General features: G+C 58.4%; 18 protein-coding genes. 9 read left to right on the top strand and 9 right to left on the bottom strand.

Going from position 1 to position 21763, the window contains the following annotated elements; all coding sequences use genetic code 11:
• Window positions 1-341, bottom strand: a 341-nt coding sequence (locus ACFFT4_RS28110; protein WP_378052398.1) for a transposase DNA-binding-containing protein, incomplete at its 3' end; no start/stop codon positions are given.
• Between the two features lie 87 nt (window positions 342-428).
• On the opposite strand from ACFFT4_RS28110, the gene ACFFT4_RS28105 reads away from it, so the two are divergent.
• The 7 genes from ACFFT4_RS28105 to ACFFT4_RS28075 all read left to right on the top strand — a co-directional run bounded on the left by ACFFT4_RS28105 (window position 429) and on the right by ACFFT4_RS28075 (window position 10368).
• Window positions 429-1052: an extracellular solute-binding protein gene (locus ACFFT4_RS28105; protein WP_378052397.1), complete on the top strand. Its 624-nt coding sequence runs from the start codon at window positions 429-431 to the stop codon at window positions 1050-1052.
• A 269-nt stretch (window positions 1053-1321) separates the two neighbouring features.
• The gene (locus ACFFT4_RS28100; RefSeq protein WP_378052396.1) at window positions 1322-3796 is read left to right on the top strand and encodes a glycosyl hydrolase family 95 catalytic domain-containing protein; all 2475 of its coding nucleotides are present in this window, start codon (window positions 1322-1324) and stop codon (window positions 3794-3796) included.
• Window positions 3793-4707 (top strand): carbohydrate ABC transporter permease, encoded by a 915-nt coding sequence (locus ACFFT4_RS28095; RefSeq protein ID WP_378052395.1) that lies wholly within the window; start codon window positions 3793-3795, stop codon window positions 4705-4707. Before ACFFT4_RS28100 ends, ACFFT4_RS28095 begins: the two co-directional genes overlap by 4 nt.
• Window positions 4704-5522 carry a carbohydrate ABC transporter permease gene (locus ACFFT4_RS28090; RefSeq protein WP_378052394.1) on the top strand — a complete coding sequence of 273 codons (819 nt, stop codon included), beginning with the start codon at window positions 4704-4706 and terminating at the stop codon, window positions 5520-5522. Before ACFFT4_RS28095 ends, ACFFT4_RS28090 begins: the two co-directional genes overlap by 4 nt.
• A gap of 21 nt (window positions 5523-5543) precedes the next feature.
• Window positions 5544-7328: a cache domain-containing sensor histidine kinase gene (locus ACFFT4_RS28085; protein ID WP_378052393.1), complete on the top strand. Its 1785-nt coding sequence runs from the start codon at window positions 5544-5546 to the stop codon at window positions 7326-7328.
• Window positions 7306-8970: a response regulator transcription factor gene (locus tag ACFFT4_RS28080; RefSeq protein WP_378052392.1), complete on the top strand. Its 1665-nt coding sequence runs from the start codon at window positions 7306-7308 to the stop codon at window positions 8968-8970. The genes ACFFT4_RS28085 and ACFFT4_RS28080 overlap by 23 nt, the downstream gene beginning before the upstream one ends.
• 81 nt (window positions 8971-9051) lie before the next feature.
• Window positions 9052-10368 carry an ABC transporter substrate-binding protein gene (locus ACFFT4_RS28075; protein WP_378052391.1) on the top strand — a complete coding sequence of 439 codons (1317 nt, stop codon included), beginning with the start codon at window positions 9052-9054 and terminating at the stop codon, window positions 10366-10368.
• Between the two features lie 73 nt (window positions 10369-10441).
• On the opposite strand, the gene ACFFT4_RS28070 is transcribed toward ACFFT4_RS28075, so the two are convergent.
• The 8 genes from ACFFT4_RS28070 to ACFFT4_RS28035 all read right to left on the bottom strand — a co-directional run bounded on the left by ACFFT4_RS28070 (window position 10442) and on the right by ACFFT4_RS28035 (window position 20289).
• The gene (locus ACFFT4_RS28070; protein WP_378052390.1) at window positions 10442-11476 is read right to left on the bottom strand and encodes a glycoside hydrolase family 88/105 protein; all 1035 of its coding nucleotides are present in this window, start codon (window positions 11474-11476) and stop codon (window positions 10442-10444) included.
• Between the two features lie 24 nt (window positions 11477-11500).
• Window positions 11501-12346 carry a carbohydrate ABC transporter permease gene (locus ACFFT4_RS28065; RefSeq protein ID WP_378052388.1) on the bottom strand — a complete coding sequence of 282 codons (846 nt, stop codon included), beginning with the start codon at window positions 12344-12346 and terminating at the stop codon, window positions 11501-11503.
• A 1-nt stretch (window position 12347) separates the two neighbouring features.
• The gene (locus tag ACFFT4_RS28060; protein ID WP_378052387.1) at window positions 12348-13247 is read right to left on the bottom strand and encodes a carbohydrate ABC transporter permease; all 900 of its coding nucleotides are present in this window, start codon (window positions 13245-13247) and stop codon (window positions 12348-12350) included.
• 343 nt (window positions 13248-13590) lie between these two features.
• Entirely contained in the window at window positions 13591-14907 is a 1317-nt protein-coding gene (locus ACFFT4_RS28055) for a hypothetical protein (RefSeq protein ID WP_378052386.1), read from the bottom strand.
• Window positions 14894-15439: an RNA polymerase sigma factor gene (locus tag ACFFT4_RS28050; RefSeq protein WP_378052385.1), complete on the bottom strand. Its 546-nt coding sequence runs from the start codon at window positions 15437-15439 to the stop codon at window positions 14894-14896. The genes ACFFT4_RS28055 and ACFFT4_RS28050 overlap by 14 nt, the downstream gene beginning before the upstream one ends.
• A 114-nt stretch (window positions 15440-15553) precedes the next feature.
• Complete coding sequence (locus tag ACFFT4_RS28045; RefSeq protein WP_378052383.1) at window positions 15554-16900, bottom strand: ABC transporter substrate-binding protein; 1347 nt, start codon at window positions 16898-16900, stop codon at window positions 15554-15556.
• Window positions 16901-17005: 105 nt separating this feature from the next.
• Entirely contained in the window at window positions 17006-18571 is a 1566-nt protein-coding gene (locus ACFFT4_RS28040) for a response regulator transcription factor (protein WP_378052381.1), read from the bottom strand.
• A gap of 2 nt (window positions 18572-18573) precedes the next feature.
• Window positions 18574-20289, bottom strand: coding sequence for a cache domain-containing sensor histidine kinase (locus tag ACFFT4_RS28035; RefSeq protein ID WP_378052380.1), 1716 nt, complete (start codon window positions 20287-20289; stop codon window positions 18574-18576).
• Window positions 20290-20660: 371 nt separating this feature from the next.
• On the opposite strand from ACFFT4_RS28035, the gene ACFFT4_RS28030 reads away from it, so the two are divergent.
• Both ACFFT4_RS28030 and ACFFT4_RS28025 read left to right on the top strand, forming a co-directional pair.
• On the top strand, window positions 20661-21047 hold the full coding sequence (locus tag ACFFT4_RS28030; protein WP_378052379.1) for a Fur family transcriptional regulator: 387 nt from the start codon (window positions 20661-20663) through the stop codon (window positions 21045-21047).
• The gene (locus ACFFT4_RS28025) at window positions 21017-21760 is read left to right on the top strand and encodes a winged helix-turn-helix transcriptional regulator (protein WP_378052377.1); all 744 of its coding nucleotides are present in this window, start codon (window positions 21017-21019) and stop codon (window positions 21758-21760) included. The genes ACFFT4_RS28030 and ACFFT4_RS28025 overlap by 31 nt, the downstream gene beginning before the upstream one ends.
• Window positions 21761-21763: the final 3 nt, after the last annotated feature.

The raw sequence follows: 21763 nt of genomic DNA, 5'->3' as shown, positions 1-21763 counted from the left end.
CCCAGTCCTTCGGTTTGTTGGAGCGAGGTATAGTTTACAGTAGTGGTATCCTGAACGGCCAGGATGATGGATTCACCTTGGGCCTTCATATGGCCAAGGGTCGCTTTTCGATGGGCTTGTAGCACGACCTCTTCGGTAATCTGCTCGTTGTCGAGCAAGCGATACATGGCTTTGGCTTCTGCTGAATCGCGGCTTGCTCCCGCCAACGATTTCCCAAGATTTTGCGTCAACGTGGAGACGGTTTGGATAAATCGTTTAATTGTACGCCCACATTTGATTCCGAGATGTTGAAGCTCCGTGCTTGCCCAGTCCTCTTGTTCAAGGCTCGTCGATTGTGACATGAGAGATCCCACCTACCGCCTGCTTTTTCTCCCAATTTACTTTGCTGCGGGCCTGTTGTCCATCCTTATTTTCTTAAATCCCTGTTTATGGTAGCGTTGTGGGTCAAGCATAGGCTCAACCAGAGCTACGGCACGTACGAGGAGTACCTGCTGCAAGACCCGTTCATTAGCGGAAAAACGGCCATGTCCATCGACGGCAATTCCCTTATAGCCATGATCAAGGAGGCGCAAACCGTCCTCGGAGACAAAGCCGTGAAAAATTGGGACGTCGTCACGATGCCCGTAGATCCGCAAAACCCGAACGTCACCGATACGACCTCGGTGGATCAGATTCTGGCGATCGACGCCCAATCCCCGAACGTCGAAGCGGCCTGGACGTTCCTGCAATACGTGAACGGCGACGAATTCGCCCGCGTCTCGTCGAAGCGAAACTCCGGCAGTTTCCCGGTCAGAACGAGCTATATCGCCGACGAGGAAAATCACAACCTGCAGGCCTTCTACGTTCTGGCGCCTGTGGAGGAAACGGTCTTCAAGGATTACGGCGAGATGCCTAACGAGATTTTCGGGGAAATCATGAACGCGATCTCGGCGGAGCTGTCCGAGGCCGAGCTGGGGAACCGGACCGTGGCGGAAGCGATGAATCGCATCCAGGACAGGGGGCAGCTTCTGCTGGACGGCAAGGGCGAACGGCCCGAAGAAAGCGCGGAATAGGAGTCTAGCGCCGCGAAGGGGCTGTCCCATAAATCAACCAAATTGTTCTGAAGATTATCGAAGATAGTGGTAAGAGAGGGATGTATCTCCTTCGGAGCGATGTCTCCGACTTTTGCCCTCTTCGCCGAGAGCGCTGCCGGACATGACGCAGGCCGACTTTCGCCGCAATACCCGAAAATCGCGCAACTTTCCGAGAAAATAGCGAATTGTTAGCGAAGTTTTCGGATTTTATACTGGGGTCATTCCTTCTGGAAGCAAAGGAGAACCTCATGTCATTTCAAGATCAGGAAAGATTCAAGCTCCGTTTGAAATATCCCGCTTCATGGCCGGGGAATGGATGGCGGGAAGCGCTGCCCGTCGGCAACGGCAGACTGGGCGCGGCGGTATACGGCGCCGTCTATAAGGAGACGGTCGTCCTCCAGCATGCCGAGCTGTGGCACGGCGGACGCCGCAGCCCGCTGCCCGACGTCGCTTCGTCGCTGGCGGAAACGAGGGCTCTCATGGACCGGGGCGAGTACGACGCCGCGAACCGGGTTCTGTCGGAAGCCCTGCTGGCGGCCGGATACGATTCGGAGCTCTATAAGCCGCTGCCGCTGGCCGATCTGAACATCGTGATGAAACCCGGCAAAGGGTTTCGCCGTTACGCCCGCGAGCTCGATTTGGCTTCCGGAGTCGCCTCCGTCCGTGGGGAGGACGGGAATGTCGCGTTTCGGCGCGACCTGTTCGTCTCCCGGGCGGACGATCTGCTCGTCTGCCGCATCAGCTTCGAGGAGACCGCTTCGGAAGCCGCGATACCGGGAGGTGAGGCGCCGGAGGTTGAGCTTGGGCTGACGCTCCACGATCCGCAGCAGTCGCGCCCGTTCGATTCGAAGCTGCTGCCGACTTGCGTCGATCGGCTCGCTGCGGACGGCTATATTCGATACGCCGCCCGCAGCGTCGACGGCACCGATTTCGGCGTCGTCTTAAAGGTCGTCCCGATCGGCGGCAGGACGGAAGCGGCGGACGGCCGCCTCTCCGCGCAAGGCGCAAGCGGCGGCGTGCTGGCGCTTGCGGCCGTCTTCGTCGGCGGGGACCGGCACGACGAATGGCGCAAGCTCAAGGAGAAACTGGACGCCGTCGAACCCGACTACGGGCGGCTGCTCGCCCGTCATGCCGTGCTTCACGGAGAACTGTTTCGCTCGGCGGACTTCTCACTCGAGCTGGAAGGATCCCCCCGGTCGAACGAGGAATTGCTGATGGCGGCGTACGAAGGCGAGACGCCGAACGAACTGACGGAGAAAATGTGGGCGTACGGACGTTACCTGTTCGTCTCCTCCACCCGCGAAGACGGACTGCCGTGCCCGCTGTACGGACTTTGGTGCGGCGACTACGACGGCCTGTGGAGCCATCATATGGCGAACGAGAACGTGCAGATGATTTATTGGCACGCTCTTCCAGGCGGGCTGTCTGCCCTCGTCCCGGCTCTGTTCAACCATTACGACGGCTTGATGGACGACTTCCGCGACAACGCGCGCAAGCTGTTCGGCTGCCGAGGAATCTACATCCCCGCCGGCACGACGCCAGGACTTGGACTGCCCAACCAGATCGTTCCGGTCATCATGAACTGGACAGGGGCGGCAGGATGGCTCGCCCGCCATTATTACGAATATTATTCGTATACCGAAGACGCGGCGTTCCTGCGGGATCGCGCTCTCCCGTTCATGCGCGAAACGGCGCTGTTCTATGAGGATTTCCTGACCATCGGGGCCGACGGCCGTTATCGGATCTATCCGTCGGTGTCCCCTGAAAACTCGCCCGGCAACTTCGCCGCAGGCCGGGACGCCGACCAACTGGCCCATCCGATGCCCAGCGCCGCCGACTCGGCTATGGATTTCGCCATTCTGAAGGAGCTGCTCGGCAATCTACTCGAAGGGGCGCAGCAGGCCGGCATGTACGAGGATGAATGGAGCAAATGGGAGGACATGGCGGCCCGCATTCCTCCCTATCTGCTCAACCAAACGGGAGCGGTCGCCGAATGGGGAGACGTTGCGTTCGAAGACAACGATAACCATCGCCATATGTCGCATATCTACCCGCTGTTTCCCGGGAACGAAGTGGACGGGCAGCGGCAGCCCGAGCTGTTCGAAGCTTTCGCCAAAGCGGTGCGCAGCCGCCAGACCGTCGGACTGAGCGATCAGTCCGGCTGGTCGCTGGCGCATATGTCCCACGTATACGCTCGCCTCGAGGACGGAGAGCGAGCGATGGAATGCCTGGATTTGCTGACCCGCTCTTGTTTGCTGCCCAACTTGTTTTTACTCCACAACGATTGGCGCAACATGGGCATCTGCCTTGACTTTGCCGAGGCGCCGTTCCAGATCGACGCGAACATGGGCTTCACGTCCGCCGTACAAGAAATGCTGCTGCAGGCTTCCCCGGGACGAATCTCCCTCTTGCCAGCTCTGCCCGAACGCTGGCGGCAGGGCCGAGCCGGCGGACTTCGGTTCCCGACCGGGACGGTTAAGCTGGAATGGAACGCCGATACGGGACATTTCCGCGCCGAGCTGAAGGCTCTGCGGGATACCGCCGCCATCGTTCGAATTCCCGGGCGGTTCGGAGCCTGCGGCTGGCATGGCGATTGGAACGGCGAGACCGGAACGGATTCTGGCGCGATAAGCGTCGCGATTCCTGCCGACGGAACGCTGACGATAACGGCCGCAGCTCCGGACTCCCTGGCCGCAGCCCACGAAAGGAGCGATGCGCGATGAGCTCGAAGGCCTCTTGGAAAGAGATGGGCCTCGCCTACTTGATGATCTTTCCCGCCCTGTTTTTCTTTGTTCTCTATCTGGTCTATCCGCTGTTCAAGTCGCTGCGGATGAGCCTGTACGATTATTCGGGCATCGGCAGCCTCACGGACTTCGTCGGTCTGGCCAACTACGTCGAGGCGCTTGCCGACAAGCAATTCTATAACGCGATGGCCAACAACTTCACCTTGATGGCCATCGAGCTGGTCGTCTCGCTGACCGTCGCTTTTATCCTGGCGTATTTCCTGTATCGGGGCGTGTTCGGCTGGAAGTTTTTTAACGTCGTGCTGTTTCTGCCCTACATCATCCCGTTATCGGTATCGGCAATTATTTGGACGTCGATCTATGAACCCAACATCGGGCTGCTGAATACGTTTCTGGACAAAATCGGCTTAGACTCCTGGAAGCGGGTCTGGCTGGGCAGCACGGATACGTCACTGTATTCCGTCATCGCCGTATGGATCTGGCGTACGATTCCGTTCAACATGCTCATCCTGCTCGGCGCGATGCTGAAAATTCCAAAGGAGATGATCGAAGCGGCACGAATCGACGGCTGTTCCGGCTTTCGGATCGTCCACTATCTCATCGTGCCTCTAACAGCGCCGACGATCGGACTTCTGTTCATCCTGTCCGTCGCCTACGACTTCCGGGCCTTCGACATGGTGTGGGTCATGACGCAGGGAGGACCCGCGGATTCCACCCAGATCGCATCCACGCTGGTCTACAAGCTGGGCTTCAGCCAGAACGAATACGGCTACGCCAACGCGATCGCCTTCCTCGTATTCGCATTCGTCGCTGCGGTCGCAGGCGCGCTGATACTTGCCGCCAAAGTCGTTAACGCGGGGTTAAACCGCAAGCGGGGGTCGAAACAATGATCAAAAAAACAGTGCTTACGGCCTTCGTTCTGCTCTTCGCGGTCACGTCGCTGTATCCGCTCATCTGGGTATTGATGCAATCTCTCAAATCGGACGCCGAGTTTTTCGCCAACCAGTTCGCCCCGCCGACCGACTTTCTCTGGAACAACTACAGCAAAGCTTGGACGGAGGAAAATTTTGACCTATACTACAAAAATACGTTAATCGTCACCCTGTTCGGCGTCGCGCTGGGCGTGCTCGTCTGCGTCCTGGCCGGTTACGCGTTCGCACGCTATCGCTTCTACGGCAAAAAGCTGCTGACGCTCAGTTTTGTCGGCGTGCTGTTCGTACCGATTCCGGTTCTGCTGCTGCCCGTCTATTTCATCAACCGGGACCTCGATTTGCTGAACACGTACGCCGGCATGATCGGTCCTTACATTTGCGGCATCGTGCCGCTCGGCGTGCTGCTGATGCGGGGCGCATTCGCCAGCTTGCCGGGCGAAATCGCGGAATCCGCGCGGATGGACGGAAGCGGAGAATGGCGGACGTTCGGCCAGATTATGCTGCCGCTTACGACTCCGACGATCGCGACCGTGTGCATCCTGCAGTTTATTACCGTCTGGACGGATTACATGTGGCCGCTCATCGCCAACACGAATCCCGACATGTACACTTTGACGATCGGCATCACGACGATGGCCGCGCAGAAATTCGTTCTCGGCTACGGCCCGGTGTTCGCCGGCATGGTCATCTCCTTCTCGTTTATTATTCTCGTCTATGTTTTCCTGCAAAAGTATTTCATGCGGGCCTTGTCGGACGGAGCCGTCAAAGGGTAATCGGCAAGGCGGGAGGCGCCTATGATCAGAAGATTGCTAGCGACTTACCTTTTTTTCATCGTGATCCCGCTTGCCGCCGTTACCGGTGTCGGATATTCGCTATACAAGAACGGCATGGAAAACCAGGTGGCCCGATCAATCGACGGCACCGTGAAGCTTCTGCATAAAGAAGCGGAAGATTATTTCGATAACTACGTGCGGCTGGCCGGCTCCGTCATGCTCGACGAGAAGGTGGCCGGCACGACGTACAGCGTCATCGACATTCTCGGGGGCCGCAAGCCCGAGGACGCCTTGAGCGGCGGCTTCGAAGCCTACGATCAGGCGCAAAAAATTCAATTCATCCTGAATAATTTGCTGAATAAGGGCGGCGGTGCGCTGAATACCGTCTACCTTTATACCGACGGCGGAGAACGGTTCTACTCCAACCGTACGCGTCACGAGCCGTATAGCCCCGATACGCTGGCAGAGTTCGCCGACCGCTTGCGCGAAAGCGAAAGGGAATGGATATTCGTTCAAAACGACGCGAGCGCGAATCGCGAATCCGTCTACCTCGTCCGCCGGATCGGGCAACCGTTCACGCATGCTTACTTGGGCTGCATCGTCATGGAAATCCATCTGTCGGAACTGGCCGATACGATACGCATGGGACAGGTTCCCGAGCAGAGCGTGTACGTGCTGTGGAACGGCACCCGTCCCGTATACGGTCCCGAGGGCAATTGGGCGGACACGGGCATTGCCGTCGAGAACCGGGACGGCCGAATGCAGGTGACGGCTCCCGAAGAGCACCGCTACCTGCTGTCCTCCGCAACCGCTGCGGAGTCGGAGTGGACCGTCGTCAGCCTGCTGCCCCAGAACCGGCTTAGCAGCGGCATCGATCAGGTTCGTAACTGGATTATGGCGGCCGCCGGCCTCTCGATCCTGCTCTCGATCGCGATCGCCTACGGGATGGCCGTCGGCATCGCCAATCCGGTCAAACGGGTACGCAACGCCATGCGCAAGTTCGAAGCGCAGCTGCTGAGCACCCGCGTGACGGTGCAGGGCCGGGACGAGGTCGCCGAACTTGCGGTCGGCTTCAATCATATGGCGGAACGGCTCCAGTCGTTGATCGACCAGGTGTACCGTGCGGAGATCGCGGAGAAGGATGCGCAATTGCGCGCGCTTCAGGCGCAGATTCATCCTCATTTTCTCCACAACACGCTAGAGTCGATACGAATGCTCGCGGAAATCCGGGGCGCGTCCGACGTCGGCGAAATGACCCGGGCTCTCGGCGTGCTGTTTCGCGCGGCCACCGAATATTCCACGCTGATCCCGGTCGAGGTAGAGTGGAACTTGGTCCGTCAATATTTGCTCATCCAGGAATACCGGTTCGACGGCACGCTCACCGTGGATGCCAGTATAGAGCCCGAAGTCCGCAACGTGCTCGTTCCGAAGCTGACGCTGCAGCCGATCGTGGAAAACTGCATCCAGCACGGACTGATGCCGCGGCGGGCGCCGCGAGAAGGGATGATTCGGCTTCGCGCCTACCGCGAGTCCGAATTCGCGATCGTCGAAGTGATGGACGACGGCGTAGGCATGAGCGCGGAAGCTCTTCGCGAGCTGGTCGCCAGGCTGCAGTCGGACGAAGCGTCGGACGATGGAGAAAGCGTCGGTCTGACGAACGTCCATCGCCGCATCCGGCTGCAATGCGGACGCGAGTACGGCTTGTCGGTGACGAGCGCCCCGAACGTCGGGACGCGAATCGTCATTCGGCTGCCGATGGACAAGGGAAGGGGGGGCAGCGGAGATGAATATTCTGATCGTCGATGACGAGAAGCTCATCCGGCAAGGATTGTCTCATATGATACCGCTCATGAACGAGAACTATCGCATCGTCGGCCAGTGCGGGAGCGGCGAAGAGGCTCTCGAACGCATTGCGGTCGAAGGCCTTCGCGTCGACACGGTCATTACCGACGTCAGAATGCCTCCGCCGATGGACGGTTTGGAGCTGATTACCGAGCTTGCGATCCGCTATCCGCACGTTCGAAGTATTGTGATCAGCGGATACAACGAATTCGATTACGTCCGCAGCGCGCTTCGCAGCGGAGCGGTCGATTACCTGCTCAAGCCGATAGACAAGAAGGAGCTCCAGACGGTGCTCGGCCGGATAGAGCTCACGATCCCCTCCGGCGACAGTCGAGAGCCTGACGACGGCAGCGGACAGGTCTCGCTCGCTTACCGCGACAATCTGCTTAACGGCCTGTTCAAAGCCGATCCCGGCATCTACCGCGATGCTGTCGCGTATTTGCAAAGCCGTTACGGCATCAGCGAGAGCACGCATCGTTTTATGACCGCGGGAATCGTCATCGACCAGCTGCCGGATGAGCCGCTGACGCCTTCGGACAAAGCGCTTTTCCAGTATTTCATCCGCAAGACGGCCGAGGAACTGCTGCCGCTATCGGGCAGCGTCGAGGGGAGCGTATTCCAGGGGAGCGACGGCTTAACGCTGATCGTGTTTTTTATCGATCGCGCGAGCGGCTTCGAGCTCCAACCGCAGGCCCAGCTCACGATGCTGCTCAGCCAGATCAAGCGGCACGTCCGGTACCCGATTACGGTCGCGCTGTCCTCGTACGTCGAATTGTTCCGCCAATTTCCGAGCATGATCGATCAGCTTCATATCGCTCTCAAATCCCGGCTTGTCAGAGGAACCGACCAGCTGATCGAATTCGATGCCGCCAGGCAGACGAACGAAGCCGGATTCGAGGAAGTGGGACGAGACTGGATGGAGAGCGTCACGCGCCACCTGCAGGCCGGGGAATTGGAGAAAATGAAGAGTTCGTTTCTCGAGCTTCTCGCCGATCTCCGGCGCGGTCAACTGCCGCCGGACTATATCGTCGATATGATCGACAGAATGTTCATCCGCATGGAATCCGCGCTGGATCAGCTGGGAATAACGGTCGACTCTTTGAATTACGAAGAGAGACGAAAGCTCGGCCATACGCTGGAGCAGTGTCCGCTATGGGAGCAGATGGAGCGGTCCGTGCGCGAGCGCCTCGACGTTCTGACGGAGCAAATCCGCGCCACGACGCTACGCCAGAAGCCCGATTATATTAAAGAGGCCGTGGCGTTCATCGAGACCCGCTACCGCGACGATATCAAGCTGCACGACGTGGCGAAGCACGTTCATCTTTTCCCCAGCTATTTCAGCCAGCAATTCAAGCTGCTGATGGGAATCAATTTTATCGACTATCTGACGGAAAGAAGAATGGAAGAGGCGATGAAGCTGCTGCGAGAGACGGACGAGCCGGCCTATTTGATCTGCGAGCGCGTCGGTTACGCCACATCGGCCCATTTTATTAAAGTGTTCAAGAAATGGATCGGCAGCACGCCCGCCGAATACCGCAACAAGTGGCAAACGGAAACTGCTGATCCGCGAGAAGCGCGTAGCCAAATGCAGAAAAAAGCGAAATAACGCCAGAACGTTGTCGTCTTTTCCATTCCGCCCCGACCCGTTACCCTTAGAGTGCAACGATAAAAAGGAGGGTGTATCGCAATGAAAAAGAAATCGCGGTTCGTATCGCTGTGCGCCGCCTTGGCGCTGACGACGACTCTCGCGGCTTGCGGCGGCGGAGACAACGGGAACGAGTCCGCCGCCCCGTCCGGCAGCGGCGAATCGGGACAGCAGGACATTAAGCTGAAATTCGTCTCCTGGTGGTCCTACTTAAAGCCGGAGCATCTGCAAGTTTTCGAGGAGGAGAACCCGGGCATTCGCATCGATTACGAATACGTGCCGCCGGGAGACAGCTACTTCAATAAAATCAAAGCGCTCAGCGCCAGCAACGAGCTGCCGGACGTATTCGCCACCCAGGACGCGAACTTCGACAGCTTGGCCAAAGCCGGGGAAATCCTCGATCTGACCGAGGCGCTCGGCACGCCAGCGTACGATAAAGAAGCGTCATGGCGCGATACGATCAATCCCGTGCTGATGAGCTCGCTGGCCAACCAGCTCTCGGCGGAAGCCGATGCGGCGAACCACGCTTGGGGCATTCCGTTCGGCGCGGTCAGCGTCGTCGTCGTATACAACAAGACAATGTTCGACGAGCTCGGCATTTCCGCCCCGACCACCTGGGAGCAATTCGAGCAAAACAACGAGAAAATCAAGGCGGCCGGCAACATTCCGATGTCGTTCAACGGCAAGCTTGGCTGGAACAAATGGTGGTACGAGTATTTGCTCGACCAGACGATCCGCGACGTCAAGCCGGAGGATTACGCCTCTGGAGCGGCCAAGCTGACCGATCCCGGCGTCGTCGAAGCGTTCGATAAAATCAAACAGATGTGGGACGACGGCGTATTCGATCCCGGCGGCTTCACGAACGGTCCCGAGGAAACCCAGGCTCTGTTCGTTCAACAGAAGCTTGCCCAATATATGGTCGTTCCCGAGAACTTCGTCAAATATTTGACGGAAAACATACCGGAAGGCATCGAGATCGGAGCTTACGCGCTTCCGGGCTACAAGGGACTTACGCCCAACCGGGCGATCGGGGGCGCCTCCAACGTCGCGGTCGTTAGCGCCAAGAGCACGCACCAAGAAGCGGCCATCAAGTTCGCGAAATTCCTGACGTCCGAAAAGCTGTACCAGTTGCTCTCCTCCGAGAACGTCGTGCCGAGCACGATCGGTTACCAGCCACCCGAAGGAGATCTGATCATGGGCGCATTCGCCGAAGCGATCGAAGGCGGCTTCACCGAGCCTCACATCCCTTCCGGACCTAACAGCGAACAGACGCTGAAGGATGCCATGGCGCAAATTCTGTTGAACAACGTTCCGACCGCGGACGCCTTGGCGGAAGCGCAGAAGAAGATCGACAAATGAAGCGAATCGCGTAACGACGGCAAGGGCCGCCTCCTCCGAAATTCGGAGGAGGCGGCCCTTCGGTTTTCCGGCTTTAATACGGATTGTTCCGCACATTCAGCACGTCGGCGAGAAACGTCAGCGTCAGCCCCTGGCCCCAGCCCTGGATGCGCTTGTCCGGCACGCCCTTGTAGCCGTCGGCGTTCTGCATGACCGCCGTTCCGGCGGAGACGCCCGTTACCGTGCCGTCCTCGGCGATGCGGGCCAGAATGCCGTCGATGGCGCGCTGCGTATATTTGTTGTACAGCCGCCCCTTCGCCAGCAGCGCGGACGCGATGCCCGCCGAGCCGGACGTCTCCAGCGGCGAGGCCGGGTCGTCGAGGATGGTGTGCCAGAGGCCGGACGACTCGTCCTGCAGCCGGACGAGCGCGCTCAACTGGTCGCGCAGCGAGCCTTCGATGACCATGAAGTTCGGCAGGTCGACCGGCACGAGGTCCAGCGCCCTGGTCATCGTCAGCGCCGCCCAGGAGTTGCCCCGCGCCCAATACACGCCCGACATATGATTGCCCGCGATATTGTCCCAGCCGTGGTAGTACAGATTCGTGCGCGAATCCTGCAGCACGCTCTCGTGCCCGTGGTACTGGCGCAAGCCATCGTTGAAGTAATCGTCGCGGCCCAGCAGCCTGCCGATCCGCAGCAGGAAGTAGCCCGCCATGAACATCGTGTCCACCCACGCCTGCTCGGGGAAGTTGTACGTCTCCGAGTTGACCGTGTGCTGGAAGATGCCGTCCCCGAACCGCGGAGCGTCGTGCGTCAGAAACTCCGCCATCTCCTTCGCCGTCTCGATGTACCGTTCGTCCTTCGTCGCCTCGTACAGCGTAAGCAGGGAATGGCCGACCGACACCCCGTTGACCGACAGCTTGGGCAGGCCATCCCGCATATTTTCATCCACCCAGGCTTTGACCCGTTCCAGATACTCCGCTTTCCCCGTCGCCGCATAAGCCTCGCACACGCCGTAGAACGCCACGCCCCCGGGCCAGTCCCAACTGAAGTCCATGCGGAAAGTCCGCTCCACCACCCGGTCGATCACGTCTCTGATTTCGTCGTCGTTAAACTGCAATGCCGGCATATCGTCCGCTCCCCCCAATGTAGATTACCCCTTCAAACCGCTTGTGCTGATGCCTTCGACGATGTACTTCTGGAAGATGAAAAAGATCAGGAATACCGGAACGAGCGACAGCGTCGACATCGCGAACATCCCGCCCCAGTTGTTGAGCGACTCCCCGTCCAGGAACAGCTTGAGCGCCAGCGACACCGGATACAGCTCGGGCTGGTTCAAGTACAGCAGCGGATGGATGAAATCCTCCCATGTCCAGTAGAAGGAGAAGATCGCCGACGTCATCATCGCCGGGACGATCAGCGGCAGAATGACCTTGAAGAAAATGCCGTATTTGCTGCACCCATCGATTTTGGCCGCTTCGTCGAGATCCGCGGGAACCGTGCGGATAAACTGCATGATCAGGAAAATGAAAAACGGAATGCCGAGAAACTGCGGCACGATCAGCGGCTTAAACGATTGCAGCCAGCCCAGCTCCGAGAACATGATGTACTGCGGGATGATCGTCACGTCGCGCGGCAGCATCAGCGTCAGCATCATGCATCCGAACCAGAAGCCGCGGCCGAAAAACGGAACCCGCGAGAACGCGTAGGCGACCAGAGCCGAGCTGCACACCGCCCCGATCGTCGACAGAACGACGATGATAAACGAGTTTTTGAAGAACGTGCCGAAGGAATTGCCCGCGAAGCCCGCCCAGCCGGAGGCGTAGTTGCCCCATTCCAGGGAGCTGGGGATCAAGCTGTACGCCGTGGTGAAAATCTCGTCGTTCGGCTTGAGCGAGCTGGCGACCAGCCACAGAATCGGATAGATCATGCCCAGCGCCAGCAGGCCGACCAGCAAATGATAGGAGACCGTTTTCCACTGTCTGCGCGAGATCGCCATATTATCTGTCCCCCTTCGATTCGTAGTGGACCCAATAGCGCGAGGATTGGAAGATCAGCAGCGTCACGACGCCGATCACGATCAGCGCCACCCAGGCCATCGCCGACGCGTAACCCATCTCGTAGAACGTAAAGGCACGCTTGTACAGGTACAGGGAATAGAGCAGCGTTTCGTCGAGCGGACCGCCTTCGCCGCGCGAGATGATGTAGGCCGGCGTAAACGTCATGAACGCGGATATCGTCTGCATGATCAGGTTAAACAGAATGATCGGGCTGAGCAGCGGCAGGGTGATTTTGAAAAATTGCCGAACCTTGTTCGCGCCGTCTACACCCGCCGCCTCGTAGTAGTCTTTCGGGATGTTCTTGAGCCCCGCCAGGAAAATGAGCATCGAGGAGCCGAACTGCCAGACGGACAGCGCGATCAGCGTCCACAACGCGGTGCCGGGATTGCCGATCCACGAGGTGCTGGATTCGATGCCGATCAGGCCCAGCGCGGAGTTGACCAGCCCCTGGTCTCCGAACACCTGCGACCACAGGATCGATACGGCCACGCTGCCGCCGATCAGGGAAGGCAGGTAATAAGCGGAACGGTACAGCCCGATGCCCGCGATCGCCTTGTTCAGCAGCATCGCCACGCCGAGCGCGAAGGCCAGTCTGAGCGGCACGCTGGCAAGCACGTAGTTGAGCGTGACGGAGATCGACTTGGCGTATTTCCCGTCGTCGGTGAACATTTTGGCGTAGTTATCGAAGCCGACCCAGCCCGGCGCCTCCAGCAGATTGTAATTCGTGAACGAATAGTAGAGGGATGAGAAAACCGGGTAGACGATAAACAGCAGAAACCCCAGGATAAACGGAGCGGCGAACGCGTAGCCGACCACGTGGTTGTTCTCTCGCAGTTTCATGACTTCAGCTCCTTGGGCAGTATCGGGTTCGGACTCGCTCGGGTCTACCGGCAGCCACGCTAGGGCGTGTATGCAACCTCCGAGGACAGCAGATTTTGCCGAATTTTCGTTCCATGCAAGGAACTTTTGTGAAGGCGTACCGGAGGTACGTCAAAGGGTCGAAGCAGGGCGCGAAAAGGCGGTGAAAGATGCACCTGAGCGGGTTTGCATACACGCCCTAAGTAAACGTTTGCTTATATACTTATTATGAAGCCCGAAAACGCACATCTGAAGGCAAAAAACCGTTGTTTTTGTTCAAATTGCCGACATCGCGAGAATTTGAAAAAGAACGAATCCCTGGACATCAAGGGATTCGTTCTTCATCCACCAATCGGAGCTGATGCTTGTCGGGAACCGGCTCGAAGGTATAGCGCATCGCGCCGTCTTGCCCGGCCCATCTGCCCCCTTCTACGACCAATTTGCCGTCCTTAACCTTCGGCAATTCCTGCGGGGACGTGGTCCAATAGGGCAGATCGTTCTCGCCGTCCCTGAACGTATAATTCGACGCTTCTCCGGTCGCTTTGTCGACGCCGTAAGCATAAAATTCCAGAGCGTGGCAATCGGTGTAACGAGGGAGGAACAAAAACAGCTCCATATCCGCAAAATCCAGCTGCCTAAATTCGAGAGTTTCTTTCCCTTTCCAGATCATCTCCAGCTGTTCGAAGCTTTGCACAACCGCCTCTTCGCCCGAGGGACGATGGAAAAACAGCTCGTAATCTCCGAAGAAGTGGACATCCGTTTCCTGCCCGAGACAGCTCGGCGCCCCAAGCGTCTGAACGCTCTCGTCGCCGGATTTCACCGGCCGCAGCTGGAATTGTCCTGAGCCTGAGCTCCCGACAGCCCGAATCCCCCCATTAGGCGCGGGCAGCTCCGGAGCTGATGAGCTATCGGAAACCGTCGGGTCCGCTTCCGGCGGCTTCTCTATATCCGTCAGGGGCGCATCGTGTTCGATGACAGGCCCGAGACGCGTTGTGCCGATTGCTCCCTCGCCGGATCGCATTTTGGCGATGCCGCGCTCCACCTTCCCGTCTCTCCAATTAATGATCAACTGCGCTTCGATCTCCCCGCTGCGAATTCCGTCGAGATCGAAGCCGTCCTCCGGATCGTTGACCGCTTCGCCTTGTCGTACTTCATACCCGTTCCGGACGCCGAAGTCGTAACGCCATAGATCGACTGCGCTCCACGTCGACATGTCGTTCGGATCCTCTCTGTGCTCCTGCGGAAAATCTCGACGGACAGACATGCCAGCATAATCGCTGCCAAGCGCTTGCCGAACCTCTTCCTGAGTCATCCCGAGTCGCAGCCGGTCCATGGAAGATTCGAACGATATTAACGGCTCCTGCTCGCCTCCGCCGCCGATGCTCGCCTGACGCCCCGCATCGAACGGTCTGCCCGACGTCGCGAGAGCGGCCAATACGATGAGCAAGACCGCCGCAGCTCCCAGAGCAACCGTCCTTATGTTCAGACGCGTCTTTCCCGTTCTTCGCGTCCATCTCTTCCTTCCCGGCTGGCCCGACTCCGCCCGAGCCTCCAACTCCCGCTGCAGCTCCGAAGCGAATACGTCTCCCTCGAACGGGCCCTTTTTTAATCGCGCATACCATTCCGGTTTAGCTTCCTTCAACGCTCTCAGCCTCCTCTATCAGCGTCCTCATCTTGGCCCGAGCCCGATGCAATCTGGATTTTACGGTCCCGATCGAGATGCTGAGCAATTGCGCAATTTCCGCCAGCGGCATTTCATATTGAGCATCCATCAGGAGCACCTCGCGGAATTTCGGAGGAAGCTTCATGACCGATTCCCAGATCGAATCCGTATACGCGCGATTCATGAACTGCTCCTCCGCAGAAGGAGCGCTCGGCGCTTGATAAAGAAAATCCAGCAGCGTAACTTTACGGAAGAACGCAGACCTCTTATAGTTGATGACCTTATTGCGCGTAATCGAGAACAGCCAGGTTCGCACCGACGATTGTCCCCGAAAGGAGGAAATATGCAGATAAGCCTGCAAAAACACATCCTGCGCGATGTCGTCGGACACATGTCGGCTTTTCGTCAACAGAAACGCATAATTCCATACTTCCGTTCCGTATTCCCGCATCAGATCCTGCAGGGAAGCGGACTGCATGCTGGAAACGTATTTCAAATAATCGTGCGCCACTCCGCTCACCTCGATAAGTTAGACAACGCAGCTTGCAAAAGGTTCCCGAACAACGGATTTTTTAAAGCAAACCGGGCCCGCGGAAGCCGCGAGCCCGATCGCCTTTTGACCGATTTAGTTTTTGGAGAGAATTTTCGTCGCTTCCTCGCGGAACTTGGCCGCGCCTTCTTCGACCGTCAGCTTCTTGTACAGAATTTGCTCGGCCGTATCCTTCAGCAGCTTGTCGACTTCGACGGCGCCGACCGGGTTCGGGGGATCCATCTGGCTGCTGTTCTGCTCGGCCCAGGCGACGTAGTCGAACACTTTGGCCTGCTCGGGAGTCAGATCCGGCTTCAGCGCTTCCTTTACTTTCGAGGAGACGGGAACGCCGCGCTCGCCCATGATGATTTTGTTCGCTTCGATGTCGTTCACCCAGAAATCGATGAACCTCGCCGCTTCCTCTTTGACTTTCGAGTTTTTCGCGATCGAGAAGTACATGCTCGGCTTCAGGAACAAAGCCTTGTTCTCGTTCCAGCCCGGCACCGGCAAAATCTCGAACGGACGCTGCGCCACCGTGGAGGACAGAATATATTGATTCGACCAGCCCCACGTGCTGACCGCGTTGCCCAGCTCCAGCTCGCCGTCCTCGGGCGTGCCCTTCTTCTGCGCCAGCTTGTCGAGGGACAGCAGATAACCGTCGTTGTACCAGCCCTGATACATATTGTAGAAGTCGATGAATAACTGATCGTCGGTGTAGCCCAGACCTTTGCCGTCGGCCGCGTACATATGCTGGCCTTTGCTTCTCAAGTAGAACGGGAAGAATACGTCATGGCGCAGATCCTGCGTCAGCAGCTTGCCTTGCGACTTCATGACCGGACCGAGCTTCGTGAAGTCGTCCCAAGTCCAATCTTCGCCCGGCATCGTGCCGCCCGCGGCCTCCAGCATCGCCTTGTCGATGACGGCCAGCAGCGCGTTGGAGCCGAGGTTCATCGCGAACAGCTGGTCGCCGAGCTTGCCGCCGGAGATGGACGCTTCGCCGATCGAGCTGATGTCGATCGTGCCGTTCTGCGTATAAGGCGTCAGGTCCTCCAGCTGCCCGCGTCCGCCGTACTGCGACAGATAGGAGATATCCATCTGGATGACGTCCGGGAGGTTGCCTGCAGCCGCGTTAGGAGCGAGCTTCTTCCAGTGGTCGTCGAAAGCGGCGTATTCCGGCTCGATCGTCACGTGAGGGTTCAGCGATTCGTACAGCTCGATGACCTTCAGCGTATAATCGTGACGGGCTTGGCCGCCCCACCAGGCAACGCGCAGCTTGACAGGTTCCTTGCTCTCGCTGGCCGACGCGGACGGGGAAGCGTCCTTCGACTCAGCGGGCGACGAAGCTGGAGCGGAACTGGCCGTTTCCTTGTCGTTGCCGGAGCCGCAGCCAACCAGGCTGATGATAAGCGCAAGCAGGACAATGCCGGTTAATGCTTTTTTCATTTCTAAAATCCTCCCCTGTGAGATTGATTAATATTGTTAGTGCTTACATTTCTTATTATCATGGGGGCGGACCCAAATCGTAATCCAAAAAACCGTGCCGTTTGTTCAAAAAGCAGAGTTGTCGGCCTGCTTGGCATATTCCGAAGGCGTGCAGCCCATCTGCTTCTTGAACACTTGGCTGAAATATTGGGGATTGTCTCCGAAGCCGAGCATTTCCGCCATTTCGAATATTTTGATTTCGGGATTGGCGGCCCACAGCTCCGTCGCTTTCTTCACCCGCGTCCTGACGACGTAGTTGGAAAACTTCTCTCCGGTCTCCTTCTTGAACAGCTTGCCGAGATAGTCCGCGTTCATATACAGCATCTCGCCCGCCACCTGATTCAGCGACAAGTCGGAATTGCCGAGCCGTTCGTCGACGATGTCGATCATTTTGCGCACGATGGACGTAATCTTGACGACGTTGCGCTCGTAGTGGAACTGCGCCAGCTCGCGCACCGTCTCCTCCAGCGCCGCCTGCATCGCCTGCAGCGTGTTCATTCCGGCCAGCTCGGCCAGCTGGCGGTAATACCGGTCCATCCGCTGCGGATCGCCCAGCCGAATGAGGGCGACGAATTGCTGAATGACATAGGATTTGCTCATGTCGATATCGGCCTGAGCCTGCTTCAGCTCCCGGATCAGCTCGCTCAAGGCCTGCTCCGCTTCCTCCCGGCGTCCGGACTGCACCGGCATCGTCAGCCGTTCGGTTTCGAACGCGAATGCGTCCAGCCCGTCCCGCTCCGGCTCCCCCGTATCCTTGCTCGTAATCACGCCGCCTTCTCCAAGATAGAACCGGTAATTCAAGGAACGCAGCGTCTCCCGATACAAGCTTCTGGCCCGCGTAATCCGATCCGGCTCGCTGAGCGCGATCGTGGCGTCCAACTTATAATAGCTTCGGAAAATGCCCCGGATCTGTTCCAGCTTCGCGATCAGCTCTTCGGGCGGAAGCGCGTCTTCGATCAGAACGAGCGCGTGATCCCCGATCGTCGTGCCGAGCAGCGTCGCATCCAGCAGGTCCTCGGCGATGTTCTTCATCGCGAACAGGTGCTCGAACTCCACGTTTGGGCCTTCCGCCTGGAACAACAGCAAGCGGACGGGCCGCTCAATCTCGAATCGAAACAGCTTCCGGTAGTACTCCCATTCCCGGCTGCCGTACGTTTTGTTCGTCACGAACTCTTTGAGCACTTGCTCTTTGACGTGGGGCATCACCTTGGACAGCTCCTGCTTCATGTCGCCGACAAACCGCTCGCGGCGTTTGTCCGCCTCCAGCTCGTCGACGATCTCCGTCAGCACCTCGGCGATCTTACGCTCGTTGGTCGGCTTCAGCAAATAATGCTTCACCCCGTACTGCATCGCCTTGCTCGCATAGTCGAATTCCCCGAAGCCGGACAGCAGCACGAAGCGAACGCCGGGAAAGTCCCGGTAAACGGCGGCGACCAGCTCCAACCCGTCCATCCCGGGCATTCGTATGTCGCTGACGACGATATCCGGAGCCAGCTCCCGGATGCGCTCGTAAGCATCGACTCCGTTGGGCGAGGTGCCGGCCAGCTCGGTGCCCAGAGACGCCCAATCGATAATTTGCGAAATGCCGTCAAGAATGATTTTCTCGTCGTCGACGAGCAGCACCTTGTACATCGCTATTCCTCCTTTTCGCGCGGCAGCGCCACGATGACGCGGGTCCCCCGCCCCGGCTCGCTCTCGATTCGCAAGCCGTACCGGTCCCCGAACGCCAGCTTGATTCTCTTGTCGATGTTCAGCAGTCCGATGCCTTTGCCCCTGGGCCGCAGCTCGCCGCTGCGGAGCCGCTCCAGCGTATCCGCGGGCATCCCCGGCCCGTCGTCCTCCACGAAGACGAGCAGTTCGTCGTCCGCCGGCTCCGCACGAACGACGATCCGGCTCTGCCCGATCGCCGGCTCCAACGCGTAATGAATGGCGTTTTCCAGCAGCGGCTGCAGCGTCAGCTTCGGCAGCCGCTGGCCGAGCAGATCCTCCGGCACGTTCAGTTCGAAGATGAGACGATCGTCGAAGCGGAATCTCTGAATCGTGACATAGCTTTCCACCCCCTCAAGCTCCTCCCCGAGCGTCAGGATTTCCTCCTTCATGCTGATGGAGTTGCGCAGCAAGAACGCCAAAGATTCCACCATGCTCGAAATTTGCGCCTGCTTGTTCACCTTTGCGATCCAGTTGATCGACTCCAGCGTGTTATACAGAAAGTGCGGATTGATCTGCGCTTGCAGCGCTTTGAACTCCGTCTCCTTGATCAGCAGCCGGTGGGCGTAATTCTCGGTAATGAGCGTATTGATCCGTTCGACCATCAGACGGAACGTGCGATGCAGCAGCCCCATCTCGTCCATCGACATCGGCGAGTCGTCGGCCGACGGCAGGTGCGCTTCGGCAAAGTTGCCTTTCTCGGCCAGCTTCATGCGCGCGATCAGATTGTCGATAGGGCGGGTCAGGCTGCGCGAGAAACGGATGCCGAGCGGGATCATCAGCGCGAAGATGGCAACGAAGACGATGACGACCAACTCTTTGATGAAAATGACGCGCTCGAAAATCTGGTTAAACGGCGTAATGTTCAAATACGTCCAGCCCGTCCCGGCCGAACGCGAATAGGAAATAAAGTACGTGTGATCCGCGAGCTTGCGCGTAAAATAGCCTTTGGAGGAGCGGATGGAGCCCAGCGCCTCCCGCGGGCTGAACAACGGCTCCCGCGGATAGATGATTTCTTCTCCCGCGAACAGAATCAAATCTCCTTCGCTGGCGGAGAACTGCTGGGCGATCTTGCCGATGTTGACCCGAATGAGCAGCGTCCCGAGAAATTCCAGATCGAAGTTCGTATCGCTGAACGAACGAATCTCGCGCGCGGAGACGAGCGCCGGGTCGGTCGCGTCCGGGAAAAACCAGCGCATATCTCCCTCCGCCTCGCGGGTCGTCCGCTGGATGCGCTCGATCTTCGCGGGCTCGACGCGGGCGACGTTCCCCGCGCCGTGCTCGGCGCCGCGGGAGTCGAACAGTTGAATCGAATAGATGGACGGTTCGGAACCCGCATACGTCAGCAGGCGATCGATCACCCTCTGCCGCATAATGTGCAGATCGTATTCCGACTCCGTATTTTTGATCGCCAGCAATTGGCTCTGAAGCTGAATGTCCGCGATAACGTCGTAGGACATCTGCTCGATGCGCGCCAGCTTCGTCTCGATCGCGGCGGAGGACAGGTTCAGCACCTGCGACGACTTGTCGTACAGCTGCCGGTCGTAGATCGAGAACGCGTACTGCTGCACGAGGAACGTAAACGCGAACGTGACCGCGATAATGCCCGCGATAAGCACCGACAGCTTGTTTCTGATTTTCATATGCCGAAAGGATCGCAACAAAGTTCGCATAACCTCTCCCCGCCCCCGCATCGCAATAAGTTGTTCGTTTAGCGACAGTCCGTGCGAACCGTGTGCGCGCAGTCTGTCTTTATATTCTTTCACTATAAAGGAAACCCCGCAAAACCAGCGATCGATTTTCCGAGGTTTTTGTTTAAAAAACAGGCTTCTCCGCGCTCTCCGCAGGTGATGGAGGAAGATCGCGGCCGAGGGATTCCTCATGCCGACCGATTCATGCATCGTATTGGGGACGGCCCTTTCCGCCTTGTTGACACCGCTCTGTATTTTCGTTAAACTTAAACTAATTCTAAATAATAAACAAGGGGATGAAAACGATGAGGAAGGCGGGGGCGATGACCGTGCAACGGAGAACGATCTACGATCTGCTGACCGCGTCCGACGATCATCCTACGGCATCGGACATTATCGAGAGGTTAAAGGCCGGCGGACACAGCTTCGCGTACGCGACCGTGTACAACACGTTAAAATATTTGACGGACGAAGGTCTCATTCAGGAGCTGAAGCTCGAAGGGGATGCGTGCCGGTACGACGCCCGCACCGAGGAGCATCAGCATATCGTCTGCACGGAATGCGGTAAAGTGGACGAGGTGTTCGTCCCGACGCCGCCGGAATGGCTGGAACAAATTTCGGACGAGACGGGCTACAAAATCACAAACGAGCAGTACGTCTTCAAGGGAGTGTGCCGATCATGCAGCAACGCGAACAAATCCGCCCATTGACGGAAAATGCCGTCCTGGCCGACAGCCTGGCGGCCGAAGGGGTGTCTCTCGAAGGGGATTATTGCGAGATTACGGACCGGATCCTGATCGTCAGCCCCCGTCCCGCCGCGCTGCGGGCGCTTGTCGCCGAGCTCGCCAGAAGATGCTACGACGTCCTGCTCCTGCACCATGCGGACGATCCGCTGCTCGACATGGTTCAAGGCAATATGATCGTGATCGACCGCACCGTCGAACATCTCTCGCCGGCCGCCTGGTCGTCCGGCGGCTCGTCCCCGGTGCTGGCGCTCGTGAACGAGCTTTCGGCCGCGAAACCCGGGGAGGAATCGGTTCTCTGGCCGGGACCGATCGAAGAGGTCGTCGCCAAGATCCAGCAGCTGTCGGCGAGGCTCGCCGTATCGCCGGAGCCCGTGCGGCTGCTGTCGTTCAAGGATATCGTGCTCGATCCCGACCGCATGACCGTTACGCGCGGAGGCGCGCGCGTCGATCTGACGAAGACCGAATACGACCTTCTCCGGGCGATTCTCGCCGCCGGCGGCAAGGTGATGACCCGTCAGGAGCTGATGAACGTGGTGTGGGGCGAGGCGTATTTCGGAGGAAGCAACGCGATCGACGTGCATATTCGCAGCCTGCGCAGCAAGCTGGACGACGATCCGAAGCAGCCGGCTTATATCGCCACCGTTAGAGGCGCCGGTTATCGTCTGGCCGACTTGTAACCG

It is taken from the genome of Cohnella cellulosilytica (genome assembly GCF_042431195.1).
Lineage (GTDB): Bacteria > Bacillota > Bacilli > Paenibacillales > Paenibacillaceae > Cohnella > Cohnella cellulosilytica.
The sequence above is the reverse complement of the archived record's forward strand: the minus strand, read 5'-3'. Positions and strand labels throughout refer to the sequence as shown.